The 24,400-nt window shown below is 64.7% G+C and carries 51 protein-coding genes; 19 read left to right on the top strand and 32 right to left on the bottom strand.

What is annotated here, in order from left to right; all coding sequences use genetic code 11:
• Positions 1–20: 20 nt before the first annotated feature.
• From ACFWFP_RS29075 to ACFWFP_RS29025, 11 genes are all read right to left on the bottom strand, one after another.
• Entirely contained in the window at positions 21–188 is a 168-nt protein-coding gene (locus ACFWFP_RS29075) for a hypothetical protein (protein ID WP_379300270.1), read from the bottom strand.
• Positions 185–403: a hypothetical protein gene (locus ACFWFP_RS29070; protein WP_379300268.1), complete on the bottom strand. Its 219-nt coding sequence runs from the start codon at positions 401–403 to the stop codon at positions 185–187. Before ACFWFP_RS29070 ends, ACFWFP_RS29075 begins: the two co-directional genes overlap by 4 nt.
• Positions 404–555: 152 nt before the next feature.
• Positions 556–1,473, bottom strand: coding sequence for a hypothetical protein (locus ACFWFP_RS29065; RefSeq protein ID WP_379300266.1), 918 nt, complete (start codon positions 1,471–1,473; stop codon positions 556–558).
• Complete coding sequence (locus ACFWFP_RS29060) at positions 1,470–1,652, bottom strand: hypothetical protein (protein ID WP_379300264.1); 183 nt, start codon at positions 1,650–1,652, stop codon at positions 1,470–1,472. The genes ACFWFP_RS29065 and ACFWFP_RS29060 overlap by 4 nt, the downstream gene beginning before the upstream one ends.
• Complete coding sequence (locus ACFWFP_RS29055) at positions 1,639–1,806, bottom strand: hypothetical protein (protein WP_379300262.1); 168 nt, start codon at positions 1,804–1,806, stop codon at positions 1,639–1,641. Before ACFWFP_RS29055 ends, ACFWFP_RS29060 begins: the two co-directional genes overlap by 14 nt.
• Positions 1,803–2,234 carry a hypothetical protein gene (locus tag ACFWFP_RS29050; protein ID WP_379300260.1) on the bottom strand — a complete coding sequence of 144 codons (432 nt, stop codon included), beginning with the start codon at positions 2,232–2,234 and terminating at the stop codon, positions 1,803–1,805. Before ACFWFP_RS29050 ends, ACFWFP_RS29055 begins: the two co-directional genes overlap by 4 nt.
• Positions 2,231–2,563: a hypothetical protein gene (locus ACFWFP_RS29045; RefSeq protein ID WP_379300258.1), complete on the bottom strand. Its 333-nt coding sequence runs from the start codon at positions 2,561–2,563 to the stop codon at positions 2,231–2,233. The genes ACFWFP_RS29050 and ACFWFP_RS29045 overlap by 4 nt, the downstream gene beginning before the upstream one ends.
• Positions 2,563–2,799: a hypothetical protein gene (locus ACFWFP_RS29040; protein ID WP_379300256.1), complete on the bottom strand. Its 237-nt coding sequence runs from the start codon at positions 2,797–2,799 to the stop codon at positions 2,563–2,565. The genes ACFWFP_RS29045 and ACFWFP_RS29040 overlap by 1 nt, the downstream gene beginning before the upstream one ends.
• Complete coding sequence (locus ACFWFP_RS29035; RefSeq protein ID WP_379300254.1) at positions 2,796–3,164, bottom strand: hypothetical protein; 369 nt, start codon at positions 3,162–3,164, stop codon at positions 2,796–2,798. The genes ACFWFP_RS29040 and ACFWFP_RS29035 overlap by 4 nt, the downstream gene beginning before the upstream one ends.
• 16 nt (positions 3,165–3,180) lie before the next feature.
• Positions 3,181–3,459 (bottom strand): hypothetical protein, encoded by a 279-nt coding sequence (locus tag ACFWFP_RS29030; RefSeq protein ID WP_379300252.1) that lies wholly within the window; start codon positions 3,457–3,459, stop codon positions 3,181–3,183.
• Positions 3,456–3,578, bottom strand: a complete 123-nt coding sequence (locus ACFWFP_RS29025) for a hypothetical protein (RefSeq protein WP_379300250.1) — start codon at positions 3,576–3,578, stop codon at positions 3,456–3,458. Before ACFWFP_RS29025 ends, ACFWFP_RS29030 begins: the two co-directional genes overlap by 4 nt.
• A 288-nt stretch (positions 3,579–3,866) precedes the next feature.
• On the opposite strand from ACFWFP_RS29025, the gene ACFWFP_RS29020 reads away from it, so the two are divergent.
• The 12 genes from ACFWFP_RS29020 to ACFWFP_RS28965 all read left to right on the top strand — a co-directional run bounded on the left by ACFWFP_RS29020 (position 3,867) and on the right by ACFWFP_RS28965 (position 8,257).
• Positions 3,867–4,277: a hypothetical protein gene (locus tag ACFWFP_RS29020; RefSeq protein WP_379300248.1), complete on the top strand. Its 411-nt coding sequence runs from the start codon at positions 3,867–3,869 to the stop codon at positions 4,275–4,277.
• Positions 4,278–4,315: 38 nt separating this feature from the next.
• On the top strand, positions 4,316–4,753 hold the full coding sequence (locus tag ACFWFP_RS29015) for a hypothetical protein (protein WP_379300246.1): 438 nt from the start codon (positions 4,316–4,318) through the stop codon (positions 4,751–4,753).
• Between the two features lie 28 nt (positions 4,754–4,781).
• On the top strand, positions 4,782–5,057 hold the full coding sequence (locus ACFWFP_RS29010; protein WP_379300244.1) for a hypothetical protein: 276 nt from the start codon (positions 4,782–4,784) through the stop codon (positions 5,055–5,057).
• 101 nt (positions 5,058–5,158) lie between these two features.
• Positions 5,159–5,383: a hypothetical protein gene (locus ACFWFP_RS29005; protein ID WP_379300242.1), complete on the top strand. Its 225-nt coding sequence runs from the start codon at positions 5,159–5,161 to the stop codon at positions 5,381–5,383.
• A gap of 1 nt (position 5,384) precedes the next feature.
• Positions 5,385–5,714, top strand: coding sequence for a hypothetical protein (locus ACFWFP_RS29000; protein WP_379300241.1), 330 nt, complete (start codon positions 5,385–5,387; stop codon positions 5,712–5,714).
• Positions 5,711–5,902, top strand: coding sequence for a hypothetical protein (locus ACFWFP_RS28995; RefSeq protein ID WP_379300239.1), 192 nt, complete (start codon positions 5,711–5,713; stop codon positions 5,900–5,902). Before ACFWFP_RS29000 ends, ACFWFP_RS28995 begins: the two co-directional genes overlap by 4 nt.
• On the top strand, positions 5,899–6,084 hold the full coding sequence (locus tag ACFWFP_RS28990) for a hypothetical protein (RefSeq protein ID WP_379300237.1): 186 nt from the start codon (positions 5,899–5,901) through the stop codon (positions 6,082–6,084). Before ACFWFP_RS28995 ends, ACFWFP_RS28990 begins: the two co-directional genes overlap by 4 nt.
• Positions 6,081–6,314 (top strand): hypothetical protein, encoded by a 234-nt coding sequence (locus ACFWFP_RS28985; protein WP_379300235.1) that lies wholly within the window; start codon positions 6,081–6,083, stop codon positions 6,312–6,314. The genes ACFWFP_RS28990 and ACFWFP_RS28985 overlap by 4 nt, the downstream gene beginning before the upstream one ends.
• Entirely contained in the window at positions 6,311–6,469 is a 159-nt protein-coding gene (locus ACFWFP_RS28980; protein WP_379300233.1) for a hypothetical protein, read from the top strand. The genes ACFWFP_RS28985 and ACFWFP_RS28980 overlap by 4 nt, the downstream gene beginning before the upstream one ends.
• A gap of 143 nt (positions 6,470–6,612) precedes the next feature.
• The gene (locus tag ACFWFP_RS28975; protein WP_379300231.1) at positions 6,613–6,804 is read left to right on the top strand and encodes a hypothetical protein; all 192 of its coding nucleotides are present in this window, start codon (positions 6,613–6,615) and stop codon (positions 6,802–6,804) included.
• Positions 6,797–7,060 (top strand): hypothetical protein, encoded by a 264-nt coding sequence (locus tag ACFWFP_RS28970; protein ID WP_379300229.1) that lies wholly within the window; start codon positions 6,797–6,799, stop codon positions 7,058–7,060. Before ACFWFP_RS28975 ends, ACFWFP_RS28970 begins: the two co-directional genes overlap by 8 nt.
• Positions 7,061–7,696: 636 nt before the next feature.
• On the top strand, positions 7,697–8,257 hold the full coding sequence (locus ACFWFP_RS28965) for an HAD domain-containing protein (RefSeq protein ID WP_379300227.1): 561 nt from the start codon (positions 7,697–7,699) through the stop codon (positions 8,255–8,257).
• Positions 8,258–8,539: 282 nt separating this feature from the next.
• On the opposite strand, the gene ACFWFP_RS28960 is transcribed toward ACFWFP_RS28965, so the two are convergent.
• A complete protein-coding gene (locus tag ACFWFP_RS28960) occupies positions 8,540–8,752 on the bottom strand; it encodes a hypothetical protein (RefSeq protein WP_379300225.1) in 213 nt (70 codons plus the stop codon).
• A 44-nt stretch (positions 8,753–8,796) separates the two neighbouring features.
• Between ACFWFP_RS28960 and ACFWFP_RS28955 the strand changes: the two genes are divergently transcribed.
• Positions 8,797–9,102, top strand: coding sequence for a hypothetical protein (locus ACFWFP_RS28955; protein WP_379300223.1), 306 nt, complete (start codon positions 8,797–8,799; stop codon positions 9,100–9,102).
• Positions 9,103–9,399: 297 nt separating this feature from the next.
• Here the strand turns inward: ACFWFP_RS28955 and ACFWFP_RS28950 are convergent, their stop codons facing one another.
• Positions 9,400–10,563 carry a helix-turn-helix domain-containing protein gene (locus ACFWFP_RS28950; RefSeq protein ID WP_379300221.1) on the bottom strand — a complete coding sequence of 388 codons (1,164 nt, stop codon included), beginning with the start codon at positions 10,561–10,563 and terminating at the stop codon, positions 9,400–9,402.
• A 271-nt stretch (positions 10,564–10,834) separates the two neighbouring features.
• Between ACFWFP_RS28950 and ACFWFP_RS28945 the strand changes: the two genes are divergently transcribed.
• From ACFWFP_RS28945 to ACFWFP_RS28935, 3 genes are all read left to right on the top strand, one after another.
• Positions 10,835–11,098, top strand: coding sequence for a hypothetical protein (locus tag ACFWFP_RS28945; protein WP_379300219.1), 264 nt, complete (start codon positions 10,835–10,837; stop codon positions 11,096–11,098).
• A 622-nt stretch (positions 11,099–11,720) separates the two neighbouring features.
• Positions 11,721–12,215: a hypothetical protein gene (locus tag ACFWFP_RS28940; protein ID WP_379300218.1), complete on the top strand. Its 495-nt coding sequence runs from the start codon at positions 11,721–11,723 to the stop codon at positions 12,213–12,215.
• Between the two features lie 24 nt (positions 12,216–12,239).
• On the top strand, positions 12,240–14,045 hold the full coding sequence (locus ACFWFP_RS28935; RefSeq protein ID WP_379300216.1) for a hypothetical protein: 1,806 nt from the start codon (positions 12,240–12,242) through the stop codon (positions 14,043–14,045).
• 69 nt (positions 14,046–14,114) lie between these two features.
• Here ACFWFP_RS28935 and ACFWFP_RS28930 read toward each other — a convergent pair whose 3' ends face one another.
• The 12 genes from ACFWFP_RS28930 to ACFWFP_RS28875 form a co-directional block, all read right to left on the bottom strand.
• Positions 14,115–14,315, bottom strand: a complete 201-nt coding sequence (locus ACFWFP_RS28930; RefSeq protein ID WP_379300214.1) for a hypothetical protein — start codon at positions 14,313–14,315, stop codon at positions 14,115–14,117.
• Positions 14,316–14,400: 85 nt separating this feature from the next.
• The gene (locus ACFWFP_RS28925; protein WP_379300212.1) at positions 14,401–14,826 is read right to left on the bottom strand and encodes an SLOG family protein; all 426 of its coding nucleotides are present in this window, start codon (positions 14,824–14,826) and stop codon (positions 14,401–14,403) included.
• Positions 14,823–15,608 (bottom strand): VWA domain-containing protein, encoded by a 786-nt coding sequence (locus ACFWFP_RS28920; RefSeq protein WP_379300210.1) that lies wholly within the window; start codon positions 15,606–15,608, stop codon positions 14,823–14,825. The genes ACFWFP_RS28925 and ACFWFP_RS28920 overlap by 4 nt, the downstream gene beginning before the upstream one ends.
• 58 nt (positions 15,609–15,666) lie before the next feature.
• A complete protein-coding gene (locus ACFWFP_RS28915; protein ID WP_379300208.1) occupies positions 15,667–15,840 on the bottom strand; it encodes a hypothetical protein in 174 nt (57 codons plus the stop codon).
• Positions 15,837–16,325 (bottom strand): hypothetical protein, encoded by a 489-nt coding sequence (locus tag ACFWFP_RS28910; RefSeq protein WP_379300206.1) that lies wholly within the window; start codon positions 16,323–16,325, stop codon positions 15,837–15,839. Before ACFWFP_RS28910 ends, ACFWFP_RS28915 begins: the two co-directional genes overlap by 4 nt.
• A gap of 2 nt (positions 16,326–16,327) precedes the next feature.
• Positions 16,328–16,711 (bottom strand): hypothetical protein, encoded by a 384-nt coding sequence (locus ACFWFP_RS28905; protein ID WP_379300204.1) that lies wholly within the window; start codon positions 16,709–16,711, stop codon positions 16,328–16,330.
• A complete protein-coding gene (locus ACFWFP_RS28900; RefSeq protein ID WP_379300202.1) occupies positions 16,708–16,911 on the bottom strand; it encodes a hypothetical protein in 204 nt (67 codons plus the stop codon). The genes ACFWFP_RS28905 and ACFWFP_RS28900 overlap by 4 nt, the downstream gene beginning before the upstream one ends.
• Positions 16,911–17,171: a hypothetical protein gene (locus ACFWFP_RS28895; protein ID WP_379300200.1), complete on the bottom strand. Its 261-nt coding sequence runs from the start codon at positions 17,169–17,171 to the stop codon at positions 16,911–16,913. The genes ACFWFP_RS28900 and ACFWFP_RS28895 overlap by 1 nt, the downstream gene beginning before the upstream one ends.
• A complete protein-coding gene (locus tag ACFWFP_RS28890; RefSeq protein WP_379300198.1) occupies positions 17,168–17,386 on the bottom strand; it encodes a hypothetical protein in 219 nt (72 codons plus the stop codon). Before ACFWFP_RS28890 ends, ACFWFP_RS28895 begins: the two co-directional genes overlap by 4 nt.
• The gene (locus tag ACFWFP_RS28885; protein ID WP_379300196.1) at positions 17,383–18,801 is read right to left on the bottom strand and encodes a hypothetical protein; all 1,419 of its coding nucleotides are present in this window, start codon (positions 18,799–18,801) and stop codon (positions 17,383–17,385) included. Before ACFWFP_RS28885 ends, ACFWFP_RS28890 begins: the two co-directional genes overlap by 4 nt.
• Before the next feature lie 704 nt (positions 18,802–19,505).
• Positions 19,506–19,757 carry a hypothetical protein gene (locus ACFWFP_RS28880; RefSeq protein WP_379300194.1) on the bottom strand — a complete coding sequence of 84 codons (252 nt, stop codon included), beginning with the start codon at positions 19,755–19,757 and terminating at the stop codon, positions 19,506–19,508.
• A 78-nt stretch (positions 19,758–19,835) separates the two neighbouring features.
• On the bottom strand, positions 19,836–20,072 hold the full coding sequence (locus ACFWFP_RS28875) for a hypothetical protein (protein WP_379300192.1): 237 nt from the start codon (positions 20,070–20,072) through the stop codon (positions 19,836–19,838).
• 121 nt (positions 20,073–20,193) lie between these two features.
• Here ACFWFP_RS28875 and ACFWFP_RS28870 point away from each other — a divergent pair, with 121 nt between their 5' ends.
• A complete protein-coding gene (locus ACFWFP_RS28870) occupies positions 20,194–20,505 on the top strand; it encodes a hypothetical protein (RefSeq protein WP_379300190.1) in 312 nt (103 codons plus the stop codon).
• Between the two features lie 71 nt (positions 20,506–20,576).
• Positions 20,577–20,756, top strand: a complete 180-nt coding sequence (locus ACFWFP_RS28865; RefSeq protein WP_379300188.1) for a hypothetical protein — start codon at positions 20,577–20,579, stop codon at positions 20,754–20,756.
• A 10-nt stretch (positions 20,757–20,766) separates the two neighbouring features.
• Here the strand turns inward: ACFWFP_RS28865 and ACFWFP_RS28860 are convergent, their stop codons facing one another.
• Positions 20,767–21,435, bottom strand: a complete 669-nt coding sequence (locus ACFWFP_RS28860; protein WP_379300186.1) for a DNA-methyltransferase — start codon at positions 21,433–21,435, stop codon at positions 20,767–20,769.
• A gap of 122 nt (positions 21,436–21,557) precedes the next feature.
• Between ACFWFP_RS28860 and ACFWFP_RS28855 the strand changes: the two genes are divergently transcribed.
• Complete coding sequence (locus ACFWFP_RS28855; RefSeq protein ID WP_379300184.1) at positions 21,558–22,586, top strand: helix-turn-helix domain-containing protein; 1,029 nt, start codon at positions 21,558–21,560, stop codon at positions 22,584–22,586.
• A 92-nt stretch (positions 22,587–22,678) separates the two neighbouring features.
• On the opposite strand, the gene ACFWFP_RS28850 is transcribed toward ACFWFP_RS28855, so the two are convergent.
• Genes ACFWFP_RS28850 through ACFWFP_RS28825 form a run of 6 tightly spaced genes read right to left on the bottom strand, consistent with a single transcriptional unit; the run spans position 22,679 to position 24,400 of the window.
• Positions 22,679–22,906, bottom strand: a complete 228-nt coding sequence (locus ACFWFP_RS28850) for a hypothetical protein (RefSeq protein WP_379300182.1) — start codon at positions 22,904–22,906, stop codon at positions 22,679–22,681.
• Positions 22,903–23,118, bottom strand: coding sequence for a hypothetical protein (locus ACFWFP_RS28845; RefSeq protein WP_379300180.1), 216 nt, complete (start codon positions 23,116–23,118; stop codon positions 22,903–22,905). The genes ACFWFP_RS28850 and ACFWFP_RS28845 overlap by 4 nt, the downstream gene beginning before the upstream one ends.
• Positions 23,115–23,372 (bottom strand): hypothetical protein, encoded by a 258-nt coding sequence (locus tag ACFWFP_RS28840; protein ID WP_379300178.1) that lies wholly within the window; start codon positions 23,370–23,372, stop codon positions 23,115–23,117. Before ACFWFP_RS28840 ends, ACFWFP_RS28845 begins: the two co-directional genes overlap by 4 nt.
• Positions 23,369–23,722 carry an HIT family protein gene (locus tag ACFWFP_RS28835; protein ID WP_379300176.1) on the bottom strand — a complete coding sequence of 118 codons (354 nt, stop codon included), beginning with the start codon at positions 23,720–23,722 and terminating at the stop codon, positions 23,369–23,371. The genes ACFWFP_RS28840 and ACFWFP_RS28835 overlap by 4 nt, the downstream gene beginning before the upstream one ends.
• Positions 23,715–23,951, bottom strand: a complete 237-nt coding sequence (locus tag ACFWFP_RS28830) for a hypothetical protein (protein ID WP_379300174.1) — start codon at positions 23,949–23,951, stop codon at positions 23,715–23,717. The genes ACFWFP_RS28835 and ACFWFP_RS28830 overlap by 8 nt, the downstream gene beginning before the upstream one ends.
• Complete coding sequence (locus ACFWFP_RS28825; RefSeq protein ID WP_379300172.1) at positions 23,948–24,400, bottom strand: hypothetical protein; 453 nt, start codon at positions 24,398–24,400, stop codon at positions 23,948–23,950. Before ACFWFP_RS28825 ends, ACFWFP_RS28830 begins: the two co-directional genes overlap by 4 nt.

Below are 24,400 nucleotides of genomic sequence, written 5' to 3'. Positions count from 1 at the left end.
TCACCAGGTTTCGTGCGTGGTTAGAGGTGGGTGTAGAGCTGGGCGCAGCCACCGTCACGGGTGGCTTTCAGGAACGTGCCCGCGTGGCGTTCGCCTTCGCTGGCGACAGCGAGGGCTTCGTCGAACAAGGCGCGGGCGTCGTCTATGTCGACAGCGGCGATGTACACGCTGATACCGGTGTCGCTCATCGGCTGCGCTTCTCGGCGAGGGCGGCGAGTTCGGCCAGGTCCGAGATCGGAAACTTGATCCGCTGATGCTGATCGTTCGCAAAGAACTTCAGGAGAACGTGGCGCTGTTCGATCTCCACTTCGATCTCCCCGTCGAGCCACATGTCGTGGCCACCGGTGATTTCGTCGTCGGTGATCCAAACCTCGCCTGAGATCGTGATTTCGTTGATACGCATTTCGTTCCTGTCGGTAGGTGTTGGTAGGGGCGACGCCGGGGAGGCTCTGGGGTCGATCCCCGGCGCCGCGCTCCTCCTCCCCCATACGCGGCCGTCACGCGCTGGCGTCTGTGGGGCGCCGCGGTCGCGGGGGGAAGGTTCTCGGGGGCAGGTCAGTCTCTGACGGGTTGGGTGCCGATGCCGTGGACTACGCGGGCGAAGTCACCAGCGGACTGCTCCCCCGGCAACACCCCGGCCGAGGTCGCGATCATTGACGGCACCCAGCCCGCGTCGACGAGCCCTTCGGCTTCGTCCCGGGTCAACGGGTTTCGGTACGCGGACGAGGACAGGTGTTCGACGAGTCCTTCGCGTGTCGCGAAAACCGGGGTGACCGGGGAGCCTTCGGACACGGTCTCCCACAGCTGCCAACCGTCACCGGTCGGCGGTTCGGTCGGTTCCCACAGTTCCGCGCGGATGCGTTGGCACTTCCACTTTTCGAGGCTGCCGTGGCCGCCGCAGGTGCCGCACAGGAGTGGTTGGCCGTCGCGTTTGCAGCGTGCCTTGATCACGATGGACGCGTTGATCGAGTCGTGCCCAAAGCCGCTCAGCGACCACGCGTTGACTTCGGCGGCGGTCGGATGGACAGGCGGGTCCTTGGGCTGCCAGCGGTCTTCCTCTGCCCAGGTGCTGGTGAAGTCCCACAACCGGTCGCCGGCGACGAGGGCGTCCACATCGTCTTGGGTGAGGTGGTGGCACCACTGGCCGTTCCAGATGTTCGCGAGCCGCAACGCTTCACAGAAGATCGCGGTCTCGCCGGTGCCGTAGTAGTCCGGTGACCTGGTGACGTTCCGCTCTGCGAATGCCCAGACGCCAGGGGTACGGGGTTGGAGGGGTTCGGATCCGGTGTCGGCGGGTGTGAACGGCTCGTACCCGTACCAGAGGTTGAACAGGTGCTCGGCGTGGCGGGAGTACCCGTTTTTGCAGTCCGGGCAGGGGGTTTCGTCGAACCGGTCGGGCATCAGGTACCCGTCCCAGACCTTGTCGAGCGGCCAGTCGAAATTGACGGGGACGCGGCGTACTTCGCGGCTCACTGGTTCTCCTCGCAGGTGTGTCCGAAAACGATCTGGCGGGCAGCGTTTTCGCCGAATGGGCCACTCCCCAAGAGGTCGTAGGCCATGCCGGTGCGCATTCCGCACGGTTCGTGGATCAGGTGGTGGACCTCCCACCAGCCGGAGCTGCGTTCGGCGGTCCAGTCGTCAGGCAGCCGCATCGAACACTCCGTACTTGTTGGCGATGGCTTCGGCGCGGGCGGCTTCGGCGGTGTGGCCGAACCAGCGGAGGTCGTGGGCGAAGGCCAGCAGCTCTTCGCGCAACTGGGCAGCGACGACAGCGGGATCGGCGGTGCGCGCGCTCACGGGGTTCACTTCTGGCCGCCTTCGGGGAGCAGGTACACGGCCGCGATGCGCTCCCCGAAGTCGATGTGGCTCTCGATGTCGGCAAGGCCCTTGAGGGTCGGCGGATACTCGACTGCGTGCTGCGTGCGCGAGATTTTCCATTCCGGCGGGTTGAAGGGGCCCGGATGCAGGACCTGGTAGTGGATCAGCTCGCCGAGTTCGGGGTCGGTGGTGATGCGCAGGCCGTGAGCTGCGGCCATGGTCTCCAGCGTCGAGATGAGCTGTCCGACATCGGGAGTGACGCCACGCGAGATCCACCTCCGCAGTTCGATGCCGAACTGAATCAGCGGCGACGCCAGCTCTGGAACTCGGGACAGTCGGGTGTCGTCGGCGACGCCGGGCACCCGGCGCAGGGTGTCCAGGGCGGTAGTGATCTCGTCGGGCCTGGGCGCGCTCATGCGTTCGCCCCGACCGGTGCCGCAACGATGGTGTATCCCGCGCCAGCCAAAGCTTCGGCGTGGTTGCGGTTGTTGCCTGAGCCGTGGAGTTCGTCCCAGTCCGACACCATGCCTTCCTCGTCGGACACGAACAGGTTGGTGTCGTAGAGGCGTCGTTGCCCGTAGCTGGTCGGGATCCACTCGTCGATAGTCGACGCGACCACATAATCGGCGATGCCGTCACGGATCATCAGCGGCGGATCCAACCGGTACACGGCGGTGTCGGTGCGGAACGGTTCACCGAGCTCGTTGTGAGCAACTTCGTCGGCGAGCAGGGTTGCGGTCTTCATCAGAGGTTCTCCTGGTGGTCGTTGAGGAAGGCGTCGCACCGTGCGCGGAGGTCGCGGACTTGGTGCGGGAGGAGGTCGGCGCGCAACTTGACGCCGCCGGCGGGCTCGGTGGAGACCCGCAAATGCATGTGTTGGTCGCCGGGTTCGGCGATAACTTCGACCGCGTAACCGTCGCGATCAACGAGCGGGGCGTCGCCGTAAAGGGTTTCGCCCCGCTCGTCGTGCCGGGTGTTCACGCCGCGACCTGGGACGGCATGGCGTACCGCAGGTACCAGCCGTTGACCACGACCTTGATGAACACGTCGTTGTCGTGTGCGAACGGCGCGGTTTCGTTGAGGGCGTCGGCGATCTCGGCGCGGGCGTGGTCGATGCAGAACGCGAGCTCCTGCAAGTGCAGCGAGTTCGGGGCGTCGGTGTCTTCGTCGAAACCGGGCTTGGTCCAGTCGATGTGGACCGAGGCGGGGGTGCCGTCGCCGTGGCGGCACGCGCCCTCATGGCATTCGCTGCCGTTGAAGTCGCTGCCATCCCAGTCGGTTTCGTATTTGACGCGGTTGTCGGCCGGGATGCCGAGGAGGTCGCGAACCTGGGTTTCGTTGAGCATGAGTCGGTCCTTCCGGTCAGGCCGCGAGGGCGGTGGGGGCGACGGGTTCGGGGGCGTAGACGTCGATGGCGAATTCCTCGTCGCGGGCGTCCAATACCGCGATGAGTTCGACGGCGTGTTCGCGGCAGTAGTGGCCGTCTTCGGTGATCGAGCCGCGCAGGAGGGTGGCGGTGGCTTCGATGTAGACGGTGGCGGGCAGGTCGCAGTCCAGGCAGTTGGTGGCGATGACGCCGTGGTGTCCGGTGATGCCGAGGGGGCTGATGCCGAGGGTGGCGGCGATGGTGTGGGTGTTCATGCCGCCACCTCCAGGGGGCCCGCGGTGAACAGGCAGTAGGTGACGTAGGTGCCGTCGCCGGCGAGCCAGGCTTCGCAGTCTTCGTGTCCGCAGGTGGGGTGGGGGTCGGTGGTGTTCATCGGGGCCTTTCGTTGGGGTGGTACCGAGTGCCAGTCGGTGTGTTACCTCACAACGTACGCGTCACGTCGTGACGCGAGCAACGTGTCACGACGCAATGTTACCCATTCGTGACAATAGTTTTAGCGCAGCCGCCTGGGCTATTTCTGCTGGCGACGTGCACATTTGCGGACTGTCCTGTCGCGAAATGGTGACCCAGATTACGTTACGCTGGACTTGTTACGTCGTAACACGTATCGTGGTGACAGAAACCACACCCCCCTTGGAAGCGACACCGGAAGGCCCACCCCATGAACCTCACCGCCACCACCTACAGCAGGGCCCGCGCCGTCCGGCTCGCTACCGCCCGCATCATCCGCGAGCGCCTCGTCGCCGCCAAGACCGTCGCCCTGGTCCGCGCCCTCCGCTCCCTCAACGGGTTCTGGATGACCGGGCTGCTCAACAAGGGCGAGTTCGTCACCGTCACCCAGGCGATGACCGCCCTCGGCGCCGACGCCGACCTGATCCGCCGCTACGCCTCACAGGCGGGCAAGGCCATCAAGCGCGCCTACCGCGCCGCTTACGAAGGCCGTGAACCCGTGCAGGTCTGGAAGGTCGTCAACGGCCGCCCCCGCCAGGTCCTCGCCTACACCAACGACGAACCGGTCATCCGCGACGGCTTGGCCGCCTACGCCCGCACCGCCCACCTCGTCGCAGCCTGACCACACAAACCACGTTTCACCACTCGAAAGGTCCGATCATGACCACCGCCAACCTTCTGACCGAACTCGAAGCGCTCCTCGCCCTCGATGCACTCGACGCTCACAGCTGGCCGCGCTACCACGCCGTCATCGACGAGCTCTGCCAGAGCCATCCCGCGATCGAGACTGCCTGGGAAGCGTGGACGAACGCCAACCAGCACCTGGACGGCACGAAGCGGATGCTCGCAGGGGCGGCCATCCTCCCGGTGGTAAAGCGCATCGCAGCCGAAGAGCAGGCGATGCAGCGCGATCAGAACGAGCGACCGCTGGAAACCTTCCGGCAGCAGGTCAACCGGATCATGTTCGCGGCCTCCAACCGCCGCAGGGAGCCGGGTGCCGACGACAGCCAGATTCTCGGCGACGTCCTCACCGCCCTGGATCTGGCGCTGATCACCTGCACCAAAGACAGCACTTCCGCCCGCCTCGCCTTGGCCTGAACCGCCACAAAACTTCGAAAGGCCCACCGTGAGCACCGAATTCGCCCCCAAACTCCTCACCTGGACCCGCAGCCCTGTGCCGGGAACCGCTGATCGGGAGGTCTACTTCACCGACCTCTTCGCCGACGACCGACTCCTGATCGGGGTGGTGTTCTACCGGGATGGTGAGCAGTGGGCAACAGTCATCGGCTACAGCCCCACTGATGGCACCGAAACCAATGTCGCGCTCGCCCACGGGACCTTCGGCCGCGACGCCGCGAAGGACTGGGTGACCGACACGATCCTGCTGCTCAACCTCCCCTGAACCAGTTGGCGGGGTCACCGCACAACGGCGTGCGGCACGGGATCAACGACGCTCCCCCACCGACCCCGCCAACACCCCACCACCTGAAAGAGAGAGTCATCATGCGAATCAGGATCGAAACCAGTGCCGACGTTCGTCGCTACGACACCTACGAGCTCGAAGTGCCCGACGACTTCGACATCAACGGAGAAGGCGCCGCCGAGGAATACCTCCAGAAGCGTCTCGACGAGGACGACGCGGTCGACCATGTCCAGCGCAGATTCGAGGACGCCGGCGACAAGTACCCGGTCGACAACCAGAACATCGATTCCTGGCAGGGGGCCTGACATGCCTCGCACCGTTGACCGCATTGTTGCCACGCACCAGCTCGCGCAGGAACGAAGACGGACCGGCCGCCCGGTGTGGGCCGAGAAGATCGACCTCAGTGACGTCTTCCGCGACCCCGCCATGACGTTCATCGAGCGGCGGGACGCGATCGTGGCACGTCTCAAGCAGTCTCGCTGGTTCAAGGATGCTGACCCGCATGAGTTCGACGGTGTCCACGACATCGTCGACGAACACCTCGCCGAGGCCGAGAACACGGACGAGTGGGACGCCTGGTGGGACGAGCTGTACGACCTGGCCGACTACGCGCGCGTCTGGATCGGGACTCGGTGACCGACATGCCCCGCATCTACCGCGTACTCGGGACCGACAAACACGGCGTTCCTGTCGAGATCGCGAAGGCGAGCGAGGACAGCGCCCGCCGCTCGGTCAAGGAAGCCAACCGGAACGCTGCGGAATTCGGTCGCCCGCAGGATTGGCGGGCCGAGTTCGCCGATATCGAGCGGAAGGCGCTGCCGTGATCGTCTCGACGTGCACCGTGTGCGCTGCCGCGATCGCGTGGTGGGAGTGCCCGACCGGGGGTTGGTGGTCGCATGACGAGCATCCCGCCGACCACCATGACGCGACCAGCTCGTTCGACCCCGTGGAAGACATGGATGCCCAGGGTGTTTGGCACACCATCGACCCGAAAGCGCAGGCATGAAGCACATTTGGATCGTCTCAAAGGTCGCTACCCGTGATGGCGACTCCGATCTGCCTTTCCTGGCTGTGCCGACGAAGAAGGCGGCCGAGGAGTGGGTGAAGTTCGTTGCCCCGCAGGCCGTGTTCCATCGCGATCCTGGTGTCGCCGACTTCGTAGCGTGCAGCACTCGCGGATCGGACCCGCTCTGCCTGTACACGATCGCGAAGATCCCGTTCGGGAGCACGACGTGAGCTTCGACCTGACCGTCCTCAACGAGGACTCCGAGTTCCCCTGCCATGACGGTGACCACCACGACTACCGGCTGGACGACAACCGGGTCGTCTGCCGACGTGGGTGTGGCGCAGAGCTGTTGGCCGCTGAGCTCTTGGTCGACCTCGATGAGTGATCAGCCCGCCGAGCGCCCCGACCTCGCGGCATGGCGTCGCCGGCAAGAGCTTCGGAGGTCGAGTGCCGCGCAACCCATCCCGTCTGGCACCGAGTACAAACGCAAGCGAAACACCCCGAACAGCAAGAGAAACGAGATAACGCATGAGTCCCGTGTACGCCCGACCCTTTGACCCCGAGGCAAGCGCCCAGCAACTGCGGCAGGAACTGCGCGCCTTCGCCCGCGCCCTGCGTCGGGACGGGCACACCGATCACGCCGAACACGCCGAAGCCCTCGACCGCAAGTACGGACCGAAATACGACTTCAGCACCGCCGAGGAGGTCGACCGTGGCTGATCGTCTGACCGATGCCGAGTTGCGCGAGATCGTCGACACCGAGGACTGGACGCTGCCCGATCCCCGCGCACTCGTTGTCGAAGTGGTGGCTTCGCGAGCTCGTATCGCCGAGTTGGAGGCAGCGTCGACGCTGCAAGCCATATATGACACGTACCTGAAGCACGCGCACGGCATCGACGCTGACAGTGATTGGACCGATTTCCTGGCGTGGAAAGCCGAAATGGATGAGTCGGAGGGGGTCGAGCGTGGCGCATGAGATGAGCACACCGTCCCCGAATGGTTGCTGCTTTTGCGGTGTTGACCGTGACGAGCACCTGCAGCGGTGGGCGCCCGCCGTGAACTGGCACGTATGGACTGAACCGACCGACGCCCAACGGAAGGCGCGGATGCGCGCAAAGAGGGGTGCGTGATGTCGAAACCGTTGCTGTACCTCGATGTCGACGGGCCAATCCAGTGAGTGATCGAACGCCTGAACAAAAGGCTCGATATGCCGCTGCGGCGCGAGCACGTCGCGCCGCTGATCCGGAAAAGTACCGGCAGCGAGACCGGGATCGTCGTCTGAGTCCAGCGCGCAAGGCGCAGCGCGCAGCATCGGACGATCGCTGCCGCGCAGCCATCAACGCTCGCAACCGGGCAAACTACGAAGCCCAGCCCGAGAAGTTCCGGGCGCTGGTTGACGCTTGGCGGGAGGCCCACCCCGAGAGAGTGGCCGCCCATCGCATCGTGGAAAGCGCTGTCCGCAACGGGACGCTCGTGCGCCCTAGCGCCTGCTCCGAGTGCGGAAAGTCATGCAAGCCAGACGGCGCCCATGTCGACTACAGCAGGCCGCTGGACGTGATCTGGCTGTGTCGCAAGTGCCACATGATCATGGACAAGTCGAGGAGCGACGAGAATGTGTAGACCCCTGCTGTATCTGGATGTTGATGGGGTACTCAACCCGTTCGCGGCGAAGCCGGAGAAGCGGCCGGCCGGGTATGCCACCCATCGGCTGATGCCTGCGGCGTGGCTGGAACGGCACCCGAACACCCCGCCGTCACGGGTGAAGCCGCTACGGGTGTGGTTGAACCCGGCGCACGGTCCCGCGCTGCTCGCCTTGGCCGATGTGTTCGACCTGGTCTGGGCGACCACGTGGGAGCACGAAGCGAACACGATGATCGGGCCGCTGATCGGGTTGCCGGAACTACCCGTCGTCGAATGGAAGTCGCCTGGCAGGTTCGGGCCGGATGGCACGTTCTGGAAGACCGCCGAACTGATCCAGCACGCCGCGAGACGGTCGTTCGCGTGGGTCGACGACGACATCAGCACACGGGACCGCCGATTCACCGAGCACTACCACGACGGCGCCGCGCTCCTGCACTACGTGAACCCCGCGCGCGGCCTGGTCGACACGGACTTCGCTGTTCTCAGGGAATGGGCGATCTGTCAGACCGACGTGGCAGGCTCAGCAGCATGAGGTTCGAGGTTGGTGCGCGTGTTCGTGTGCACGCGAATGGTGAGACGGTGTTTCAGGTGTTAGAAGTCGACTACATGGGCGACCCGGAGCGAGTGTTGATCCAGGCGGTCGAGAACACGCCTGGCACGTACCCGTGGCCGGCGAGGACGACGTTCATGGCCCCTGCCGAGTGACCCTGGTACGACGGACGCCCCCGCTCCATGTTTGGAGTGGGGGCGTTCGCGATTTGGGTAATCGGCCGTTCGCAGGCTTGATACAAGCTTTTGGTTGGCGGATCTGATCTTACGGGGTGGGTGGGGTTTGGGTTTGGGTGAGGTGCCAGCGTTTGCGGAGGATGGCTAGCCCGCGGTCGACATCGGCGAGGCGTTGCAGCACTGAGGGATCGTCGGGGTCGTGGCCGGACTCGATGAGCGCGTCTCGCAGTTCGGGGTCCATGCCTGGTTGGACGCGCGCGAAGGCATTCCGGCTCCCGGCATATCGGACGACTTCACGCACAGTTTCCCCCGACCAAATCCGGGCAGCCCTCTAGACTCCGATCCGTGGACGACGTCGACCCGATCTCGCCCGAAGAGGCAGCCGTCATGGCTGTCGTGATCGACATGGTCGAGCCCGATACCGCGATCACGGCCGACAACCTGCACCGGCAGTTGGTGGCCGAGATGTCGGACCCGCCGAGCCTGCATGATGTGCGATCCGCGCTGGAAATCTTGCGGCTGCCTGATCTCAATTTCCGGCCTGGTGAGTCGTCGGCCGCGGTGCTGGATCGGATGCGTGCCATGCTCGAACGTGCAGAAAACCCGCCGCCGGTTGATTTGCAGCAGTACCTGGGCAACCAACCGTACTGAGCGGTACAATTTCGAACATGTGTTCGATCGTGTGGAGGTTGCGCGATGGCAGCGTGGTCGAACCCGGGCGCCTCTACCAGATACGGACCGGGTACTGGGTCGAACCCGAACCCTGGCTATGCCCCAACGGCCACAGGCTCGGACCCGGCCGAGTACTCGTCGGCAGCATGGCCTGCCCAGTCGCCGGCGGACACCACCGCACACACCGCTGCCGAACCTGCGACACAGTGATCATGTGGCCACCACCCACCACAGCCTGCGAACACACCGTGTTCGACGAACGCCGAGCCCTCTGAGTCAGTCCCGAACGCCGGCGAAGTTCGCCAGGCTCCGCAGACTGGTCGATGCCCTACGCTCCTGCGCCGCAGCCGTTTTGATCACGTTCTTTGCCTGTGAGCTCCGCTGGAAATGCTCCGGGGCAGCAATCCGCGACTCGTACAGCGCGTTGATCGCGTCGTCGACCTGACCAGCCGCCAAGTAGGCGCGCGCAGTATCCAACCAGAAGTACCCGCGGCGTTCCTTCGGGTAGTTGACTGGAAACTGGGTGCCTTTCGCGACCGCGATAGCTTTGCCCGGTTCACCGAGATCGACTTCCGCGCACACCTTGTACAGGTCGATCGCCGTCGGCCCGACAGGGGTGTCGTAGACGATCCGGTCGCCACCGAAGTGGCGTGCCAGGATCTCAGCTTCGCGCAGGTGCGAGCGGGAAGCGTCCGCGTCGCCGGTTGCCGCGGCGATGGTCCCGGCCCGCATGTGCAGGATCGAGTAGACGGCGGCGGCGGTGCCGTCCTCGTCAACCATGTATTCGATCTCCGACATGGCCCGGTTCAACAGTCGCAGAGCGTGTTTCGTCGCGCCCATACGAGACAGAGTGGCGGCTTTGACGTAGTAAACGGTTGCCAGGAGAAGGGGATCGCCGGCGCGGGTCGCAGCCCATTCCATTCGCTCGGTCGCCGTCATGCTGAGGTCGGTGAATCCCATCTTGTGGGAGACGGTATTGGCGGCCCTATATGCCTCGGTGAGGAGCGCGAAAGCAGGCTCTCCGTCCTCGCTTCCGCTGACCAGCAGACTGTCGACCAGGTCCGGGAGGACGGCGACGACCTTCGCGTACTGGGAGTCCTTGCGCCACCGTGCGACTTTCGCTATCTGGTCGGCAAGGTCGGCGATAGGCTGCGGTTCGAGGTTGGGGTCGATAAGGTCGGTCGCGGCGAGTGCGCGGCGCAGGATCGGCAGCATGTCGTGCGCTTGTTGGGGTTCGTTGTCGCCGTACAGGATTGATGCGTCGACCCCTAGGGCTTCGGCGATAGACCCGATCCACACGGTCGACGCTGCAGCCCCGTTCTCCACGGTTGACAGTTGTGATCGCCCGACGTTGGCTTTGCGGGCAAGGACACCTTGGGTCAGTCCTTGCTGCTTGCGGATTCGCGCGATGGTCGCGCCTACGGAGTCTCCCTCTTGCATGGCTCCTACGGTACTCGTGTTCGTTCCGAACATTTGTCGAACATTCAAGTCTCCATACGGTCTTAACGTCGTAGTCACTCCCAAAAGCGGGAACGACAGGGGATGCCATGACCACACTTGAATCCGATGTTCTGAATACGCTGAGACCGTACGGGCGACCGTTGAACACCATGACGATCGCCGCGATTCTGCGGCGCCCGCGGTCCGAGATCGATCAGGCAGTGAGGTCGCTTCGGGCGAAGCGGCTCGCGATGCGTAACGCTTCTGGCCAGTGGAGCGCGTACCGGACTCGGCAGGCGTCGTGAACAAGGTCGAAGCGCGCACCCTGGCCTCCCTCACCGTCGATGTTCTCGACTTCCTCAAGCCTGCCGGACTGCACACCGCGGCAGCGATCGCAGAGGAATTGGGTGCGCCGGTGGAGCAGGTCGATGAGGCGTTGCGGATGTTGGTGCGCAGCGGCTGCGTCAGCCGGTACGCCGGGGATGACTGGGATGTCGTGCCTGTTCTGCGTCGGAATCGGGGTGGGGACCAGTGAGCGTGTTGTTGCTGTTCTGCCAGCGGGATCCTGGTGTGCTGACCACGAAGAAGGCGCACAGCATGATGCAACTCCACTTGGAATGCAGTGTCGAGACTTGCCGGGTTCGGCGCCGGGCTCGCACTACGTTGGTTGAGGCGAAGCTGATGGTCCTCGACGAACGCGCGGAAAAGGCGCCGGTTCGGTGAGCGAGGATCGCCTGACACCGTGCCAGGACTGGGTGTTGACCAGTTTGTGCCGTTTCTCCCCGACATCACCGATTACCACGACCGATTTTGCCACCAGGTTAAGCCATTCCGTTCATCGCACCGAGGTCTACCTGGATCAGTTGGTGGCGATGGGTTTGGTTCGCGTACACCATGTTTCGGGTGAGCCCGCTTGGCGGCCCTCGTCCGATGGTCTCGCGATCGGCACCGTCGTATAAACCCTGGCCCGCCAGCGCGGGTCGACCAGCAGTAACCCCCGAACTCCCCCAGGTCTTCCGTCACAAGTCGCCTGGGGTGATGGTGACCCCCGGACCTGCGAGCAGCGGTTCCGGGGGTTGCCTGTTTCACCGAAGGAACACAGATATGCTGGCAACCTGCACGGATCGACACCACACCAACCTTGCCGGGAGGGCATCGTGGGCGAAGACCGACTGTATTCAGAGATCGAACTCCGCAGACTCGCGAAGCAGCAACGCAGCCCTGAGTTCCAGGCGTGGCAGGCCGCCGAGTCCGAAGACCTCGCCCGCCTCATCAGCATCACCCCCGGTCTCGCTGAACTCGACGATCCGTGGACCGTCGAGGGGTTGGCGGCCATCGAGCGCGCCGCGATGGAACGTATGCCCATCCCGTCCGCGACCGCCACAGACGACGAGATGGCATATCTGGCGCTGTGTGCTCGCGGCATCGGACACACCTACCTGCGCACCATCGGCGCCGGGAAGTGGGTGTGGGTGCAAATCCTGGAAGGCAACCCGGTCGGGCCCGCGCTGGAACTGCCCGGCCATATATTCTACATCGACCCGGCCGAGTCGATCCGTGACGTCATCTTCGATCGACGACCGGGATGGCTCGCCGAACAACTGCACCGCCTCGCCGAGTGGACCCGCACACACACCGTGCACGCGAGCTAACCGCTCTGACAGTGGGGGCCTGGGATGACCGGCCCTCAGCCCGACGACCACGACTACGTCCCGCGCACTGACCGAGGACTGACCGAAGCCGGAGACGACGGGCACCGTCTCTACGTCATGGCGAAGATCGCCGAGGCCGCTACTCAGCTCGACAAGATCAGGGCACCCCTGGACTGGCAACGCCAAGTCGACATGTTCGGCGACCAGAAACTGTTGCACGACATGCTCATGCACGGGCACCAGACGCTCCAGGGGCGCACACCCGAGACTGGTTGGCACAACGAGCACCAGCAGCAGACGACGGCCGGACTGCGACGCCACGACGCAGCGCTCGTTGTCGAGCGCTTCGGGCAGAAAGTCGTGCAGATAACCGCCGAGTTCAAGGCCGGTTCGGTCAGCGAGACCGATGGGCTCAAACAGCTCGAAAAGGAACGCCTGCTTCTGGAGTCCGGGCGAACGAAGGAGCGCAGCGAATACATCGTCCGGGCGGAACGGCCGCCGCATCCCGCGGTGATGCGTGAAGCCCAACAGCTCGCGAAGGATTACCCCGGCAAGTTCGTGGTTGTCGAGCTGTCAGAGCCGCAGTTCGAGCGCGCGGTCGAGGCCGGCCGACCGATCGTGCGGGCGAAGACGATCGAGAAGCTGGGTCACCTGATCGAGAAGGTGCGGGATGCCCCGGAGTTGCGCACCGCGCCGCGCGCGCTGGAGCTGTTCACGCGCGAGATCGAGCGCGCGAAGGAACAAGGTCGGCCCATGCGGCTGGAGGTGTTGGTCGGGGCGCGCGCGGATCTGGCCAATCTGATCACGGTGGACGCGGAGATCACCCAGCGCCAAGACAAGATTGCCCGCGACGCCGCCCGGTTGCGGTTGAAGGAAGCACAGATTGTCGAGCAGGTCCAGGCCCAGCAACGGGAGGTCCGCCACCAAGCCCTGGTGGCGCAGCTGGAGCGTGTGGATCGTGAGGTTGTGCTGTCTGCGGTGACTGCTGTGCGTGCGCAGGTGCCCGCCAAGACCGTGGTGAAGCAGTTGGAGTTGCCGGGTGTAGATCCGGAGATCGCTCGTGCGATGGCGGGAATGGTGCACTTGGGGCAGCACCGTGAGGGCAAGGCCCAGGCCGTGTTGGAGCGGGAGGTGTTGGCCGGGTTGGCACTACCGACGGCGATGCATCGCGAGGTCGCCGAACTCGTGCTTGCCCAGCAACGCGACGACCCAGGCGCAGCGGTCACGGTCGAGCATGTGCGGGCGGCCGAGCAGACCGTCCGCGAGCGCGAGGCCCGTGAGCAGGCCCAGACCCGCGAAGCTGAGGCGCGGGAGCGGGAGAACCGGGAGTTGATGGCGCGGATCGTCGACTCCCACAACAAGAGCCTGGAGCGGGCCGCGCTCGAACAGGGCAAGGAACGAGCGCCGGAACTGGCGAACATCTTGCGCCTGGACGCGCAGCAGCTGGCTGCGCGGGGTATCGACGCGCGCGTGGTCGATGCGATTGCACGCGGCGAGGCGCGGGCGGACGACAAGGCCCATGCCCTCGTGGTCGCGGTGGGTGATGGTGACCGGTGGGTGGACAAGCGCAGCCCGGAGGTCGCGCTTGCTGTGCAACTTCACCTGGTCGAGAAGGGTGTGAGCCTGGATTTGGTGTACGCGCGGCAGGCGATGGACCGGGGGTATGCGGCGCCGGCGGTGGCGTTGTCGCGTGAGGATCTGGAGCGGAAGCGGCAGGAGCTGATACAGCAGCGGGCGCTGGCGCAGGAGCGCAATCCTGACGGGCGGCGCACTCGTGGCCGGGAAGGTCCCGAGAAAGGCCGGGATCGCGGAATGGAACGCGGGAGATAGTCGACGCCCCCGGAGCCCGAGAGGTGGCTCCGGGGGTCGTCGCATCTTGACATGCGCGTTTGGGCGCAGCTAGTCGGCGATCTCGACCTGGAGTTGTTCCGTCGGCATGAATGTCCGTTCGGCGCGCCCGAACCCGTCGCCGAATGTCGCGACGACGATGTCTTCGCCGGGCGAGACGAGACCGCCGGACGCGAGTACACCGTGGCCGATGAAGTTCTGTCCGACGTAGTTGCCGAGTTCAGCTGCGGGGATGGTGATGATGTTGCTCACCGATGCCTCTTCCTTCTGAGCGGAAACGCTTGACCTCTCGATCGTACGGTCGACCAGTGACAAGTTTCTCGATGCCGGAAAATTGCTAGGAAACTCGCCCGCCGAGTCCCCATTCCCATACAGGGATTCCGGCGGCGCGGGCGTGCCGCATGCAGTGCTGGGTGCCGATCGACTTGCCGAGCGGGAACGCGAGGCAGAGGTCGGCGCCGGCGCGGATCATCTCGAGGTTGCGACGCGGGCCGGCGGCCGGGCAGTAGGGGGAGCCGTCGCGGCGGGTTCGCGACGCGTGCCGACAGGTCGGGTCGCAGTGATCCCAGTTGGCCGGGTGCGGGTCGATCGGCAACCCTGCGCTTCCCCAGATGTCGGCCGCGATGCTGTCGAGGCCCTCGGCCTCGCCCTCGACGAGGATGATCGGGCCGGGCTGCAGGTGCCGCCATGCCGCGGCGAGCGCGTCCCTGACGATCAGCCGGTCGACCCATTCACGACTACCGGTGACGAGCAGCCGCTTCACACGAGAATGCCGGCGGCGTTCGCGTCGTGGACCCAGGTGTGCCACTCGTCGACCATGGCGTCGGCGAAGGCGAGGTCGGTGATGCCCGCGGGGTCGAGGATCTGTTTGGCGTCGAGGTTGTCGATCAGGCCGGGCACCTCGAGGTCGTCCATCCGGTCCCAGTAGGGCGCGGGCACGAGCGTGAGGACCTTGACGAACACTGGGTAGCGCTTCAACTCCTGCAGGAGGTGTGTCACCTGGTCGCGGTCGGACGGGTCGTCGTCGGTGACGATCATCAGGTAGATCGGCGCGGTCGTGGTCTTCGCCATGTCGAGCACGACCTGCAGCGCGCGGGCGAGGTAGGTGCCGCCCATCTGCTGCGGGCGGAAGATGCTGCGGTTCACGACGTCCCGGAAGTTGTTCAGGTCGACCTCGACGGTCGGCCACACCTTCGAGTCGAACGGGATGACGGGGATCTTGCCGTCGACGTCGATCTGCAACGCGAACGCGAGCGCGCGGTCCACGAGGGTCTGGACCATGCCGCCGCGGTAACCGGGTCCCATCGAGCCGGAGTGGTCGAGAATCATGACGGCTTCGGCGCGGATGCCGTCGAGACCGGCCTTCGACAAGCTGATTCCGGCTTTGTCGAACTTCTTCGCCAGGTCGACACCGGCGGACTCGACGCGCGTGCGGGAGACGGCAGGCCCGCTGCCTTTGACGAGGGTGACGGTGCGCGCCGCGGCATTGATGTCGTTGGCGACCTGTGCGGTCGTCTGGCTGGGGGTACGGGTGAAGATTCCCATGGTCAGCTCCCTGGCTGGTTGTTGTTGTCGATGGCGCGAATTACGTCGCGCGAGGTCCTCATTCGGGCCGCCATTCGCTGTCGGTGCGCTGCCACAGGCGCCGAACCGTGTGGCCGGCCGGTTCGGCGTACGCGCGCACTGCGGACTCGTCGATGCCCTCGTACGCGATCAGGCCATGCTCGTCGAATGCCGCCCACCACTTGGTCGGCTGCCAATCAGTCATCGCAGTCACGCCGCCTCCCCAACGTTCTTGACGCCCAGGCGAACCATCAGCTTGTCGTGCCAGTCCTGGTCGGACGTGTAGCCCTCGGCCTCGACGGCATTCAGTGCGGCAATGATGCCGCTGGTGTAGGCGTTGATCGCGGCATCAGCCTGCGCTTTCGCTTCAGCGGCGCGGGCCTCGGCTTCGGCGCGGGCTTTCGCGCGACGTTGGGGCTCGGCGAGCCAGTCGACGTAGTCCGAGAGTTCGTAGCCGTCGTCGATGTCGATCGTGGACCGGTGTTCCCCGCATTCGATGACCCATTCGTGGGTGTATCCGCAGCATTCGCAGCCGTCCGATTCTTCGGACAGCCACACCGCGGCGTGCTTGTTGGCGCCGAACCGGGTACGGATCTCTTGGGCGAGCACACCGTACGCTTCGGCCCGCGGGTTGGCGCGCTTCTCGGCGTAGTCCACCCACTCGCTGAACAGCACCACCCGTGCCGTGTCGTCGACCATGGTTAGGGGCGGTCGATGTCGGGGATGATCGCCTCGGGCTTGAAGATCACCTTGTAGTGGTCGGCCGAGACGTTCGCCGATTCCAGCTGCTCGACGAAGTAGGTGACGTTGTCCGAGAGGCCGAGGAAGTGCTTCTTGTACTCGCCGCCCGAGGTCTTGCACACCACCTCGAGCTGGTTGCCGTCGTCGGCGATGTTGCAGCGGCCCTCGACGCTGAGGAGGTATTTGTCGGTGATGCCGTTGACGAACACGACCCGGCGCCCGATCTCGAACTGGTCGGCGGCCTTGCTGATGTTCTTCGACACAACGTCGGCGTCGGTCGCACAGCCGGTCAGGGCGAGGGCACCGGCCGCGGCGAGGATGGTGGCGAGGATCTTCTTGTTCATGCGAGGAGCTCCGTGATGTCGAGTTCGGTGATGTGGTTGCCCGTGTGTGCGCCGTCGTTGAGGCGGGTGACGCGGTAGTCGGTCGCGGGGTTGGCGCGCAGCCACGTCACGAGCTCGTGCTTGACGGTGAACGCGGCGGCTATTTCCTGCCAGCCGCCACCCACGATGGTGACGACGTAGATGTGCGTGGACCGGGCCATCAGCGGCGCTGTGCCTTACGGGCTTTGCGGGCGGCACGGTTGCGCGCGCGCCGGCGGGCCTTCTCGTCGTCGGGGACGGTGCCCTGGTAGACGTGCTTGCGCTGCAGGCCGAAGAGGATGGCGCGCGCGTACGGGGTATCGAACAGATCGGTGGCGATGGTGGTGCTCCTGGCTGGGAGGAATGTCGGAGGGATCAACTGGATGAGACCGCGGCTCTCGTACCCGTCGAGATAGGTGTCATCGTCTTCAGCGATGCTCACGCGGGGTCGACCTCGATCACGTTGGCGTTGAGGGTGTCGATGATGCTGTCGGGCTTCTCGTCGCACTGGATCTGGTCGCCGCCGACGATGACGAGCGACCGCGCCCCCGGGTTGCCAGGCTTCCATTCGGGATGTGCACCGACAGCGTCGATCTTGCTGGCCTTGACGTAGAACGGTTCGTCACCGCTGGTGAGGCGAATGAAGGTGTCGGTCATGCTGCTTGGTCTCCTGGGGTGAATCGGATTGCGGTCGCATCGGTGGTGCCGAGTTCCTGCCAGCCGTCCTCGCCCGCCCTTCGCACGTGAACGGTTGCGCGGGGTGCTGGTCGCCGCGGCCGGTAGACCCAGCGGCGGGTGACCGTGTCGTAGGCGGCGCGCTCGTAGGTGACGCGCATCAGGTCCACTGTTGGGCGGGGGTCTCGCCAGTCGACCAGCGAGAACATGGCCGGAGCCACGGTTTCCACGCGCTCGACGTTGGTCTCCACGGGGCGCCCGTGCGCGTGTCCGCCCTCCAGCACTCCCCCGACCGGCTGCGGTACCCACTGGGCGGTCACTGGGTACCGGTCGGCCATAGCTTCCGAGGGCGTTGGCGAACCGGAGCTGACGACCATTTCCGGAAGGTGGATTACGGTGCCGGGGAGGTGTTCTCGGGCGGCGCGCTGCAGCTCGGCTTGGAGTTGGCGGGCAACGATGTCGCTTCGAACCCAGATTCCTCCACCGACTTGCGTGGTGCATCGAAGGTTTTGCAGAGCAGTGATGTCCGCCAGGTCGACGACACCATGCACCGGCCGCCACACACCAGCGCTCGGAGGTGTGCTGGTGTAGATCTCCAACCATGGTCGGCCGCCGGGTGTCACGCCACGGTTCCACGGATTCGGGTTCTCCCGGTCCGCGTAGAGTTCGATCTCCTCGCGGTCGGTGACCAGAACCCAGCGGTGGTTCCAGAACCCGACACGATCAGGGGCGTGGAAGTCCTCGAAATCGTTGCGCATGAGGTCGACCACGTTGGCGCGCACACCGGTGGTGTCGTCGCACCGCCACCACCGGGGAGCGTCCGCCAGCCACGCGTCCGAATTCATGGGGTCGTCGGGCACATTCCAGACATCCGGCAGCCCGCCAATCATCGCCAGATCACCGAACATGGAGTAGGCGGCCATTAGCAGTTCGTTGATGGTCGGCATTTGCTGCGGCGGACCGGGTTTCGGGCGGTTGACTGGTGGCGTGAACTCGCCGACGAATCCCGACCCAGGGCATAGGACTTCGCTGTCGTCCTGGTCGTACCTGTAGTCGGGGTCGACTCGGCCGCGGCTTCGCATCGCGTGCATTCGGAGGGTGATCGCGAGCCCGTGCCAGTCGGCGTCGCACCACGTGTGCGGGCATGTGGCCTGGTTGACGTTGTGGTCGTAGCCAGACCGGTTTGCGTGGTTGGACATTTGCCAGTCGACGAGTTCGTCGATGGCGTCCACGATGTCGCGGTCAGGCATCGCTGTCACCGCTTTCGCTTGCGACTTGCGCCGCTGCGGCCCGCAGCCGCGAAACCACTTCTTCTTCGCTGCGCGAAGTCCACACCGCGGTGTCGGCGAACAGGTACATGGTCTCGCCGTACCGGTTACACCACCGGCACCCCTCACGCTGCGACTCGGTCAGGTGCTCAGGGCACTCACACTCGAACTGGGTCTCGTCGATCCCCAGGATCGGGAACATGACATCGACTGCGCGTTCCCACAGGTCGTACATGCCAGCGGGAGGGGACGCAAACGTCGCTTCGATCCACGCGCCATGCTGAGGGAAGATCCCGTCCCGGATGGCTTGCCACAGATCACGACCGCCGACGTCTGCCGCTGCGGCTAGTGCTTCGGCCAGGGTGATGGTGACCTTCGGGCGCGCTTCCCAGTCTTCGTGGTCGATTCGGTTGGCTTCGGCAAGCCAGTCGGGGTCGCCGTTGAACCATGCGCGCACCGCCGCGAAGTTGTTGCTGTGGCGCGGCAACGCGATTGTCAGGTCGGTGATGTGTCCCGTGGTGGCCACGTGGTCGATGCAGAGGACGCGTTCGAGGCGCGCGTGGTCAAATGCAAGGCTGATCCATACTCGACCATCTGGTGTGCCGTTCAGCCGTGCACGCGCCTGGTCAGCGAGTTCACCTGTGACGAACAGATGGTGGATGGAGTTCTCGCGGAGGTGGGTCTCCAAGTCGTCGAAGGTCGATACGGTGGCGAACCAATCAGGGTGCTCGACCCACGCCTTGTACAGCCAGAGCGACATCCCGAGGTATTCGTGCAATGGGCGCGGGTCGCCGAGGTCGTGCCATGCGCCGACGAGGTCGTCGATGTCGAGGTCAGACATGAGCGCTCAGCTCTGACCGGAGAAAGGTGTCGACGCGGCGGACACGGACGGCGATTTCGCGTCGTTCGACGCCGAATCGGCGGGCGAGGAGCCATATCACGGCACTGGCGACATCGAGTTCGGCAGCGACGTCGGCTCGCCAACCAGGAATGGCGGGAACCCGGACCGCGATTCCTTCGCCGGGTGCGCCGAGGGGCATGTATTCGACGTCGAATACGGCGCTGATGTCTACGTCTGGGGTCACACACTCATTCTCGAGGGCGTGTAAAACCCGGTTTTTGAGGTTCGGCCGCGCGGGTACCGGGGGCCGCGCGGCCGAACGCTACTCGCGGCGCGGTTTCACGCCACGCTTCGACGGTTCCACGCCTGCGTCGCGGGCGATCGTCCGAATATAGCCAGCGGAGAACGGTGACTCTGTCGCGACGTCGGCTGGTTCGTTGCCTTCTTGCAACGCTTTCAGTGACGCAGCGATTACCTCTTCGCGCGCTTCTTCGTATTTCTTCTTTAAGCGCCGATATTTTCGTGTCGCATTCTTCAGTTCGCCCATTGCTTCCGTCACGTCCGTGATCGTATCCGGGGCGGTACAGACCGTATTGCTTCCCGATACACTATTTCGCTACACTAATTCGATTTCCTAATTCGATTATTAGTGTCGAATTATAGTGAGGAGTAAACAGGCAGTGAGCAGTGACGATTGCAGCATCACGATCACCGAGAAGCCCTACATTGACGGGGCCACGGTGTTCTCCGGGGTGTGCGATTCCTGCGGTGTGCCGGTGTGGGCGGCGAGCCGTGAAGACGCCCAGGCCCGGTTCGAACACCATCGGGACATTCCGGAGCCGCCGGCGGAGGTGTTGGCGCGCCCGGTGACCGCGGCGGACGTCGACACCTACACGGCGTGGTTCCTGAACGGGCGCGGATACCCGATCGCGGCGGCAGCGAAGTGCCAGCACGGGTATGCACTGGTGGCGTTCTGCCCGGAGTGTGCGTGACCGCTTGACTTGTCCCCCAGAGCAGAGCGTTACTTGGTCCTACCAGGCAAGACGCGACGGAGGAGGACACCATGGCGCAGTACATTCTCGAAGAGGTCGACCCCCAGGGCCGCCCGTACCTCGATGAGGCCAATGGTGTCGAGTACTTCGATGATGTCGATTTCGGCGGGGACGCGGGCCCTGTTGCGCGTGAGGCGTGGGAGGCTGCGACGGCCCGGTATGGGACTTGGCGGTTGCTGCGGTTCGCGTGACGGGCGGGGTTCAGGCTGCCTGGTCGAGGATTCCTCGGTCCAGGCGGTTCGCGATGAGTTCGCAGTAGCGTTCGTCGAGCTCGACCCCGATCGCTTTCCTACCGAGGTTTTGGGCTGCTACCAGCGTCGATCCTGAGCCTGCGAAGGGGTCGGCGATCGTCGCGCCGGGGATAGACCGTTGGATGAGCAGTTCCATGAGCCCGATCGGTTTCGGGGTGGGGTGCCCGATCTTCCGCGACAGCGCCGAGGGTGACACGTTGGTGCGCAGGACGCTGCCGATGCGTTTGTGTGTGCCGCGGGGCCATTTGCCCCACAGGTAGATCTCTTCGTGGCTGCTGCCGAACGCGCAGGACAGGTCGCCCATTCCGGGGCCGGACCCGTCGGTTTTGTCCCAGACGAGGACGAGTTTGATGTTCGGGGGCCGCGGTACGCGCCAGGTGCCGAACATGAGCGCGGGTGCGTCGGGGTTGTGTTCTTGCCAGCGTTGGAATGCTTTGTCGCGGATTTCGGTGGTGTCGTCGCCGACGATCAATGTTTTGCCGCCGCCGCGCCCGGTGTAGGACATTCCGTAGGGCGGATCGGTAACAAGGACGTCGGCGCCTAACCATTCATCGTGGTCGAGGCATGAGCCGTAAAATAGGGTCACGTACTCGTCGGAGTAATACGGTGCTGGGGCCAATTACGCCCCCATTCGGTTCTTCACATTCCCGATTGTCGCTCCACGAGTCAAACCCGAACGACAAATTAGTCCGACACAAATTCGATGGCACCGCCACCACGCACCCTGTACATTTGGCGGTCGTGAACAAGGTCCAGATCGAGATCAGGGTCAACGAGATCGTCAACCACGTCATCGCCGGCGGCAAGGTCGAAGACGACCACGTCGAAGCCAAGGGCAGATGGCCGGACCCCAAGAACGCCGTCCAACTGGCAGGCATGGCCAACGCGGCGGGCGGGCATCCGATCCTATGGATCGTTGGCCTCGGCGAGAAGAAGAATGAGATCGTTCCTCTCGATGACACCGATCCGAACACCTGGTGGATGCAAACCCAGGCCGAGTTCGCCTTCGGTGTTGCACCCCAGCTCAGCGTGCTGCGGGTCGTCACCGACCACGGCTCAGTATTTGCGTTGCGGTTCGAGACCGATCAAGCGCCCTTCCTTGTGACGACAGAGAAGGGTGGATGGGTGACGGCCGCAGTTCCGTGGAGGCAAGGAACTGGCACGCGCACTGCGACGCGCGCTGAACTGCTTTCGATTTTGAGCGCCTCGGCTGCGGTGCCAGGGCTGGAGATGGTGGACGGCAGCATCGAGGTGTACGACGAGGCGGAAGCCACCGTATCGCCTCCCCCGTTGCGCCTGTCCATGGAGGGGACCCTCCTGATCGATACACGACCCGGCGTTCACATCCTCTTCGCGAAGCATCGTCAGCGAATGACCCTGACGACAAGCAACGGTGACGTGATCGACTGTCCCGACATAACCTTCTGGACGCCGTCGTTGGCGGCCCCCACGGCCGAAAACGGTTTCGGTTCAACGCAAAAGCCCATCAACCCGTATGGCGTTACTGCACGTCCCTCGGGACTTGTCGCGCTCGCGCCCGACATCGTCCATATGGACGTCCGTGTCGAGGTTCCTCACGAGCTTGGCCTCACCTTGCTCCCAGCAGAGTGGATTGACCTTCGGGTGACCCTGCCTATCGGGACATCAAATCAGGCTGCGACGTTGGTTCAACGGCTGCTCCCTGGCGACCAAAAACCTCGGTTCAAGGACCGCAAGACGCGGCTAGTGGGGCACTGGGCCACCCCTGATGCCCCCGGCGCCGGTGTATGAACGCGGCCACCGTCGGTGCGCTGCTTCACCGCCGGGTTGCGCGTTGTCGCTTTCGCTGAGCGCTTCGGCGACGCCCCAGCGCCTGATGCGCATCAGTGCTTGGCCTTTGACTTGTTCGGCTTCTTCTTGTGCTTCGGCTTGTCGTGGTCGGGTTCCCACTCGTACCCGGCGACGTTCTGTTCGCAGTACGAGTTCGCGACAAGGACATCGCCCTGGTCGAGCTCGCACCAACGCTGCTGCTTCGAGCAGGCAGTGGTGCCGAGGCCGGCGAACAAGGACAGGGTGAGAACCGCGGCGGCGGTACGGGTTCGGGTGTTCATGCTCGTTGCTCGGTCGTGAATCCGATGATGACGTTGTCGTCGTCGTGGGTGATGTGCGCCCAGTCGTCGTAGGTGGAGGCTCGGCCGTGGATCTCGGCGTACCGGTTGCGTGCGAACGTGACAGCTTCGAGGAAGTCGCCGGCCGCGGCGGGGACGGGCACCAACCATTCGTGGTGGGTGACTGTGCGGGTACGGGACGTGACGACGCTCATGCTGACTCCTTGGTGCGCAGGTAGTTGGCGGTGTCGAAGGCCAACAAGACCGCAACCCGCCAGGACCGGAAGTAGGCGATCTCGTAGCCGTGAATGCCGGAGGTCACGACCACCGCCCAGCCCTGTGCGCGCCGGTTCGCAGCACACACTGCTCTCACTTGGATCCGTGGATAGCGGCGATCGCCAGGGCTCAGGTCGACGATGCCGCGGCAGTGTCGTTCGAGGAACGCGTCGAGCCGTTCACCGTTCGTCATGTGCTGACCACCTTCTGTCCGGTCCAGGGCAGGTGCAGACCGTCACCGTGACGCCGCGGCACCACATGCACATGCAGGTGGAACACCGTTTGCGTGGCTTCGGCGCCGATACTCGTGATGATGTTCGCCGGGCTGACCGCGTCCGCGACTTCAGCGGCGTACTTCATCACGATGCCAGTGAGGATCGGATCCACTGTCGCGTCATCGACATGCTTTCGAGGGATGACGAGAATGTGCGCGTCGGTGACAGGGTTGAGTGGCGTGATCGCGATAGCTTCGCGCCACTCGGCAACGATGGTTGCGGGCGCACCGTGTTCGAGGATCTCGCAGAACGGGCACGGGTCAGCCATCGGTGGCCGCCTTCCGCCGCTTAGACAGCCCGTAGATGTTGGCTGCGCCGTACGTGAAGGCGGACAACAAAAACCACCATTGGCCGGTGGCGATGGCGTAGGCGGTCCAGAGAGCTTGGACAGCGAGTCCGATGATCGGGCCGATGAGCGAGTTCGGGCGCCCGAAGACGAGGAACAGCCCGGTCACACCGATCGTCGTGAGAGTGAACGACCACCAAAGGCTGATCAACGCAGTACTCCTGGCTCGAAGGTCTTGCCGTTGGCCGCTTCCCAACCCGCCTTGAACGCCTCGTGGACGTGCCGGAAGGTATTCGGATCGAGGCCGTCCGCGCAGTCCTTGCGGTAGTCCGACCACTCACACGCCATCCGGTCGGCCTCGGTCATCTGCGGATCAGTGCGCGCGATATGTTCGTATCGGCGAGCGAAGTCGTCTTCGCGGCACACGGTGTAGGTGCCGTCCGTGGCGCGGAGGATCCAGTCGCCGTCACGGACCTCTCCGTCACCGCGGCACGGGACGAAGAACCATCGAATGTCGGTGTCGTCGGTGTCTTCCCATGGTGAGCCGATGTTCGCTTTGGGGCAGAAGGCGAGCATGTCGGTCCGGGTCGACGCACCGTGGATGAACTGGACGGCTTCGACAGTCGCCGGCCGCGCCCGGTACTGCGGGTAGTCGGTCAT

The sequence above is a fragment of the Nocardia sp. NPDC060249 genome, from assembly GCF_042728755.1.
GTDB lineage: Bacteria > Actinomycetota > Actinomycetes > Mycobacteriales > Mycobacteriaceae > Nocardia.
Note: the sequence above shows the minus strand (reverse complement) of the source record. Positions and strands in the feature narration are given on the sequence as shown.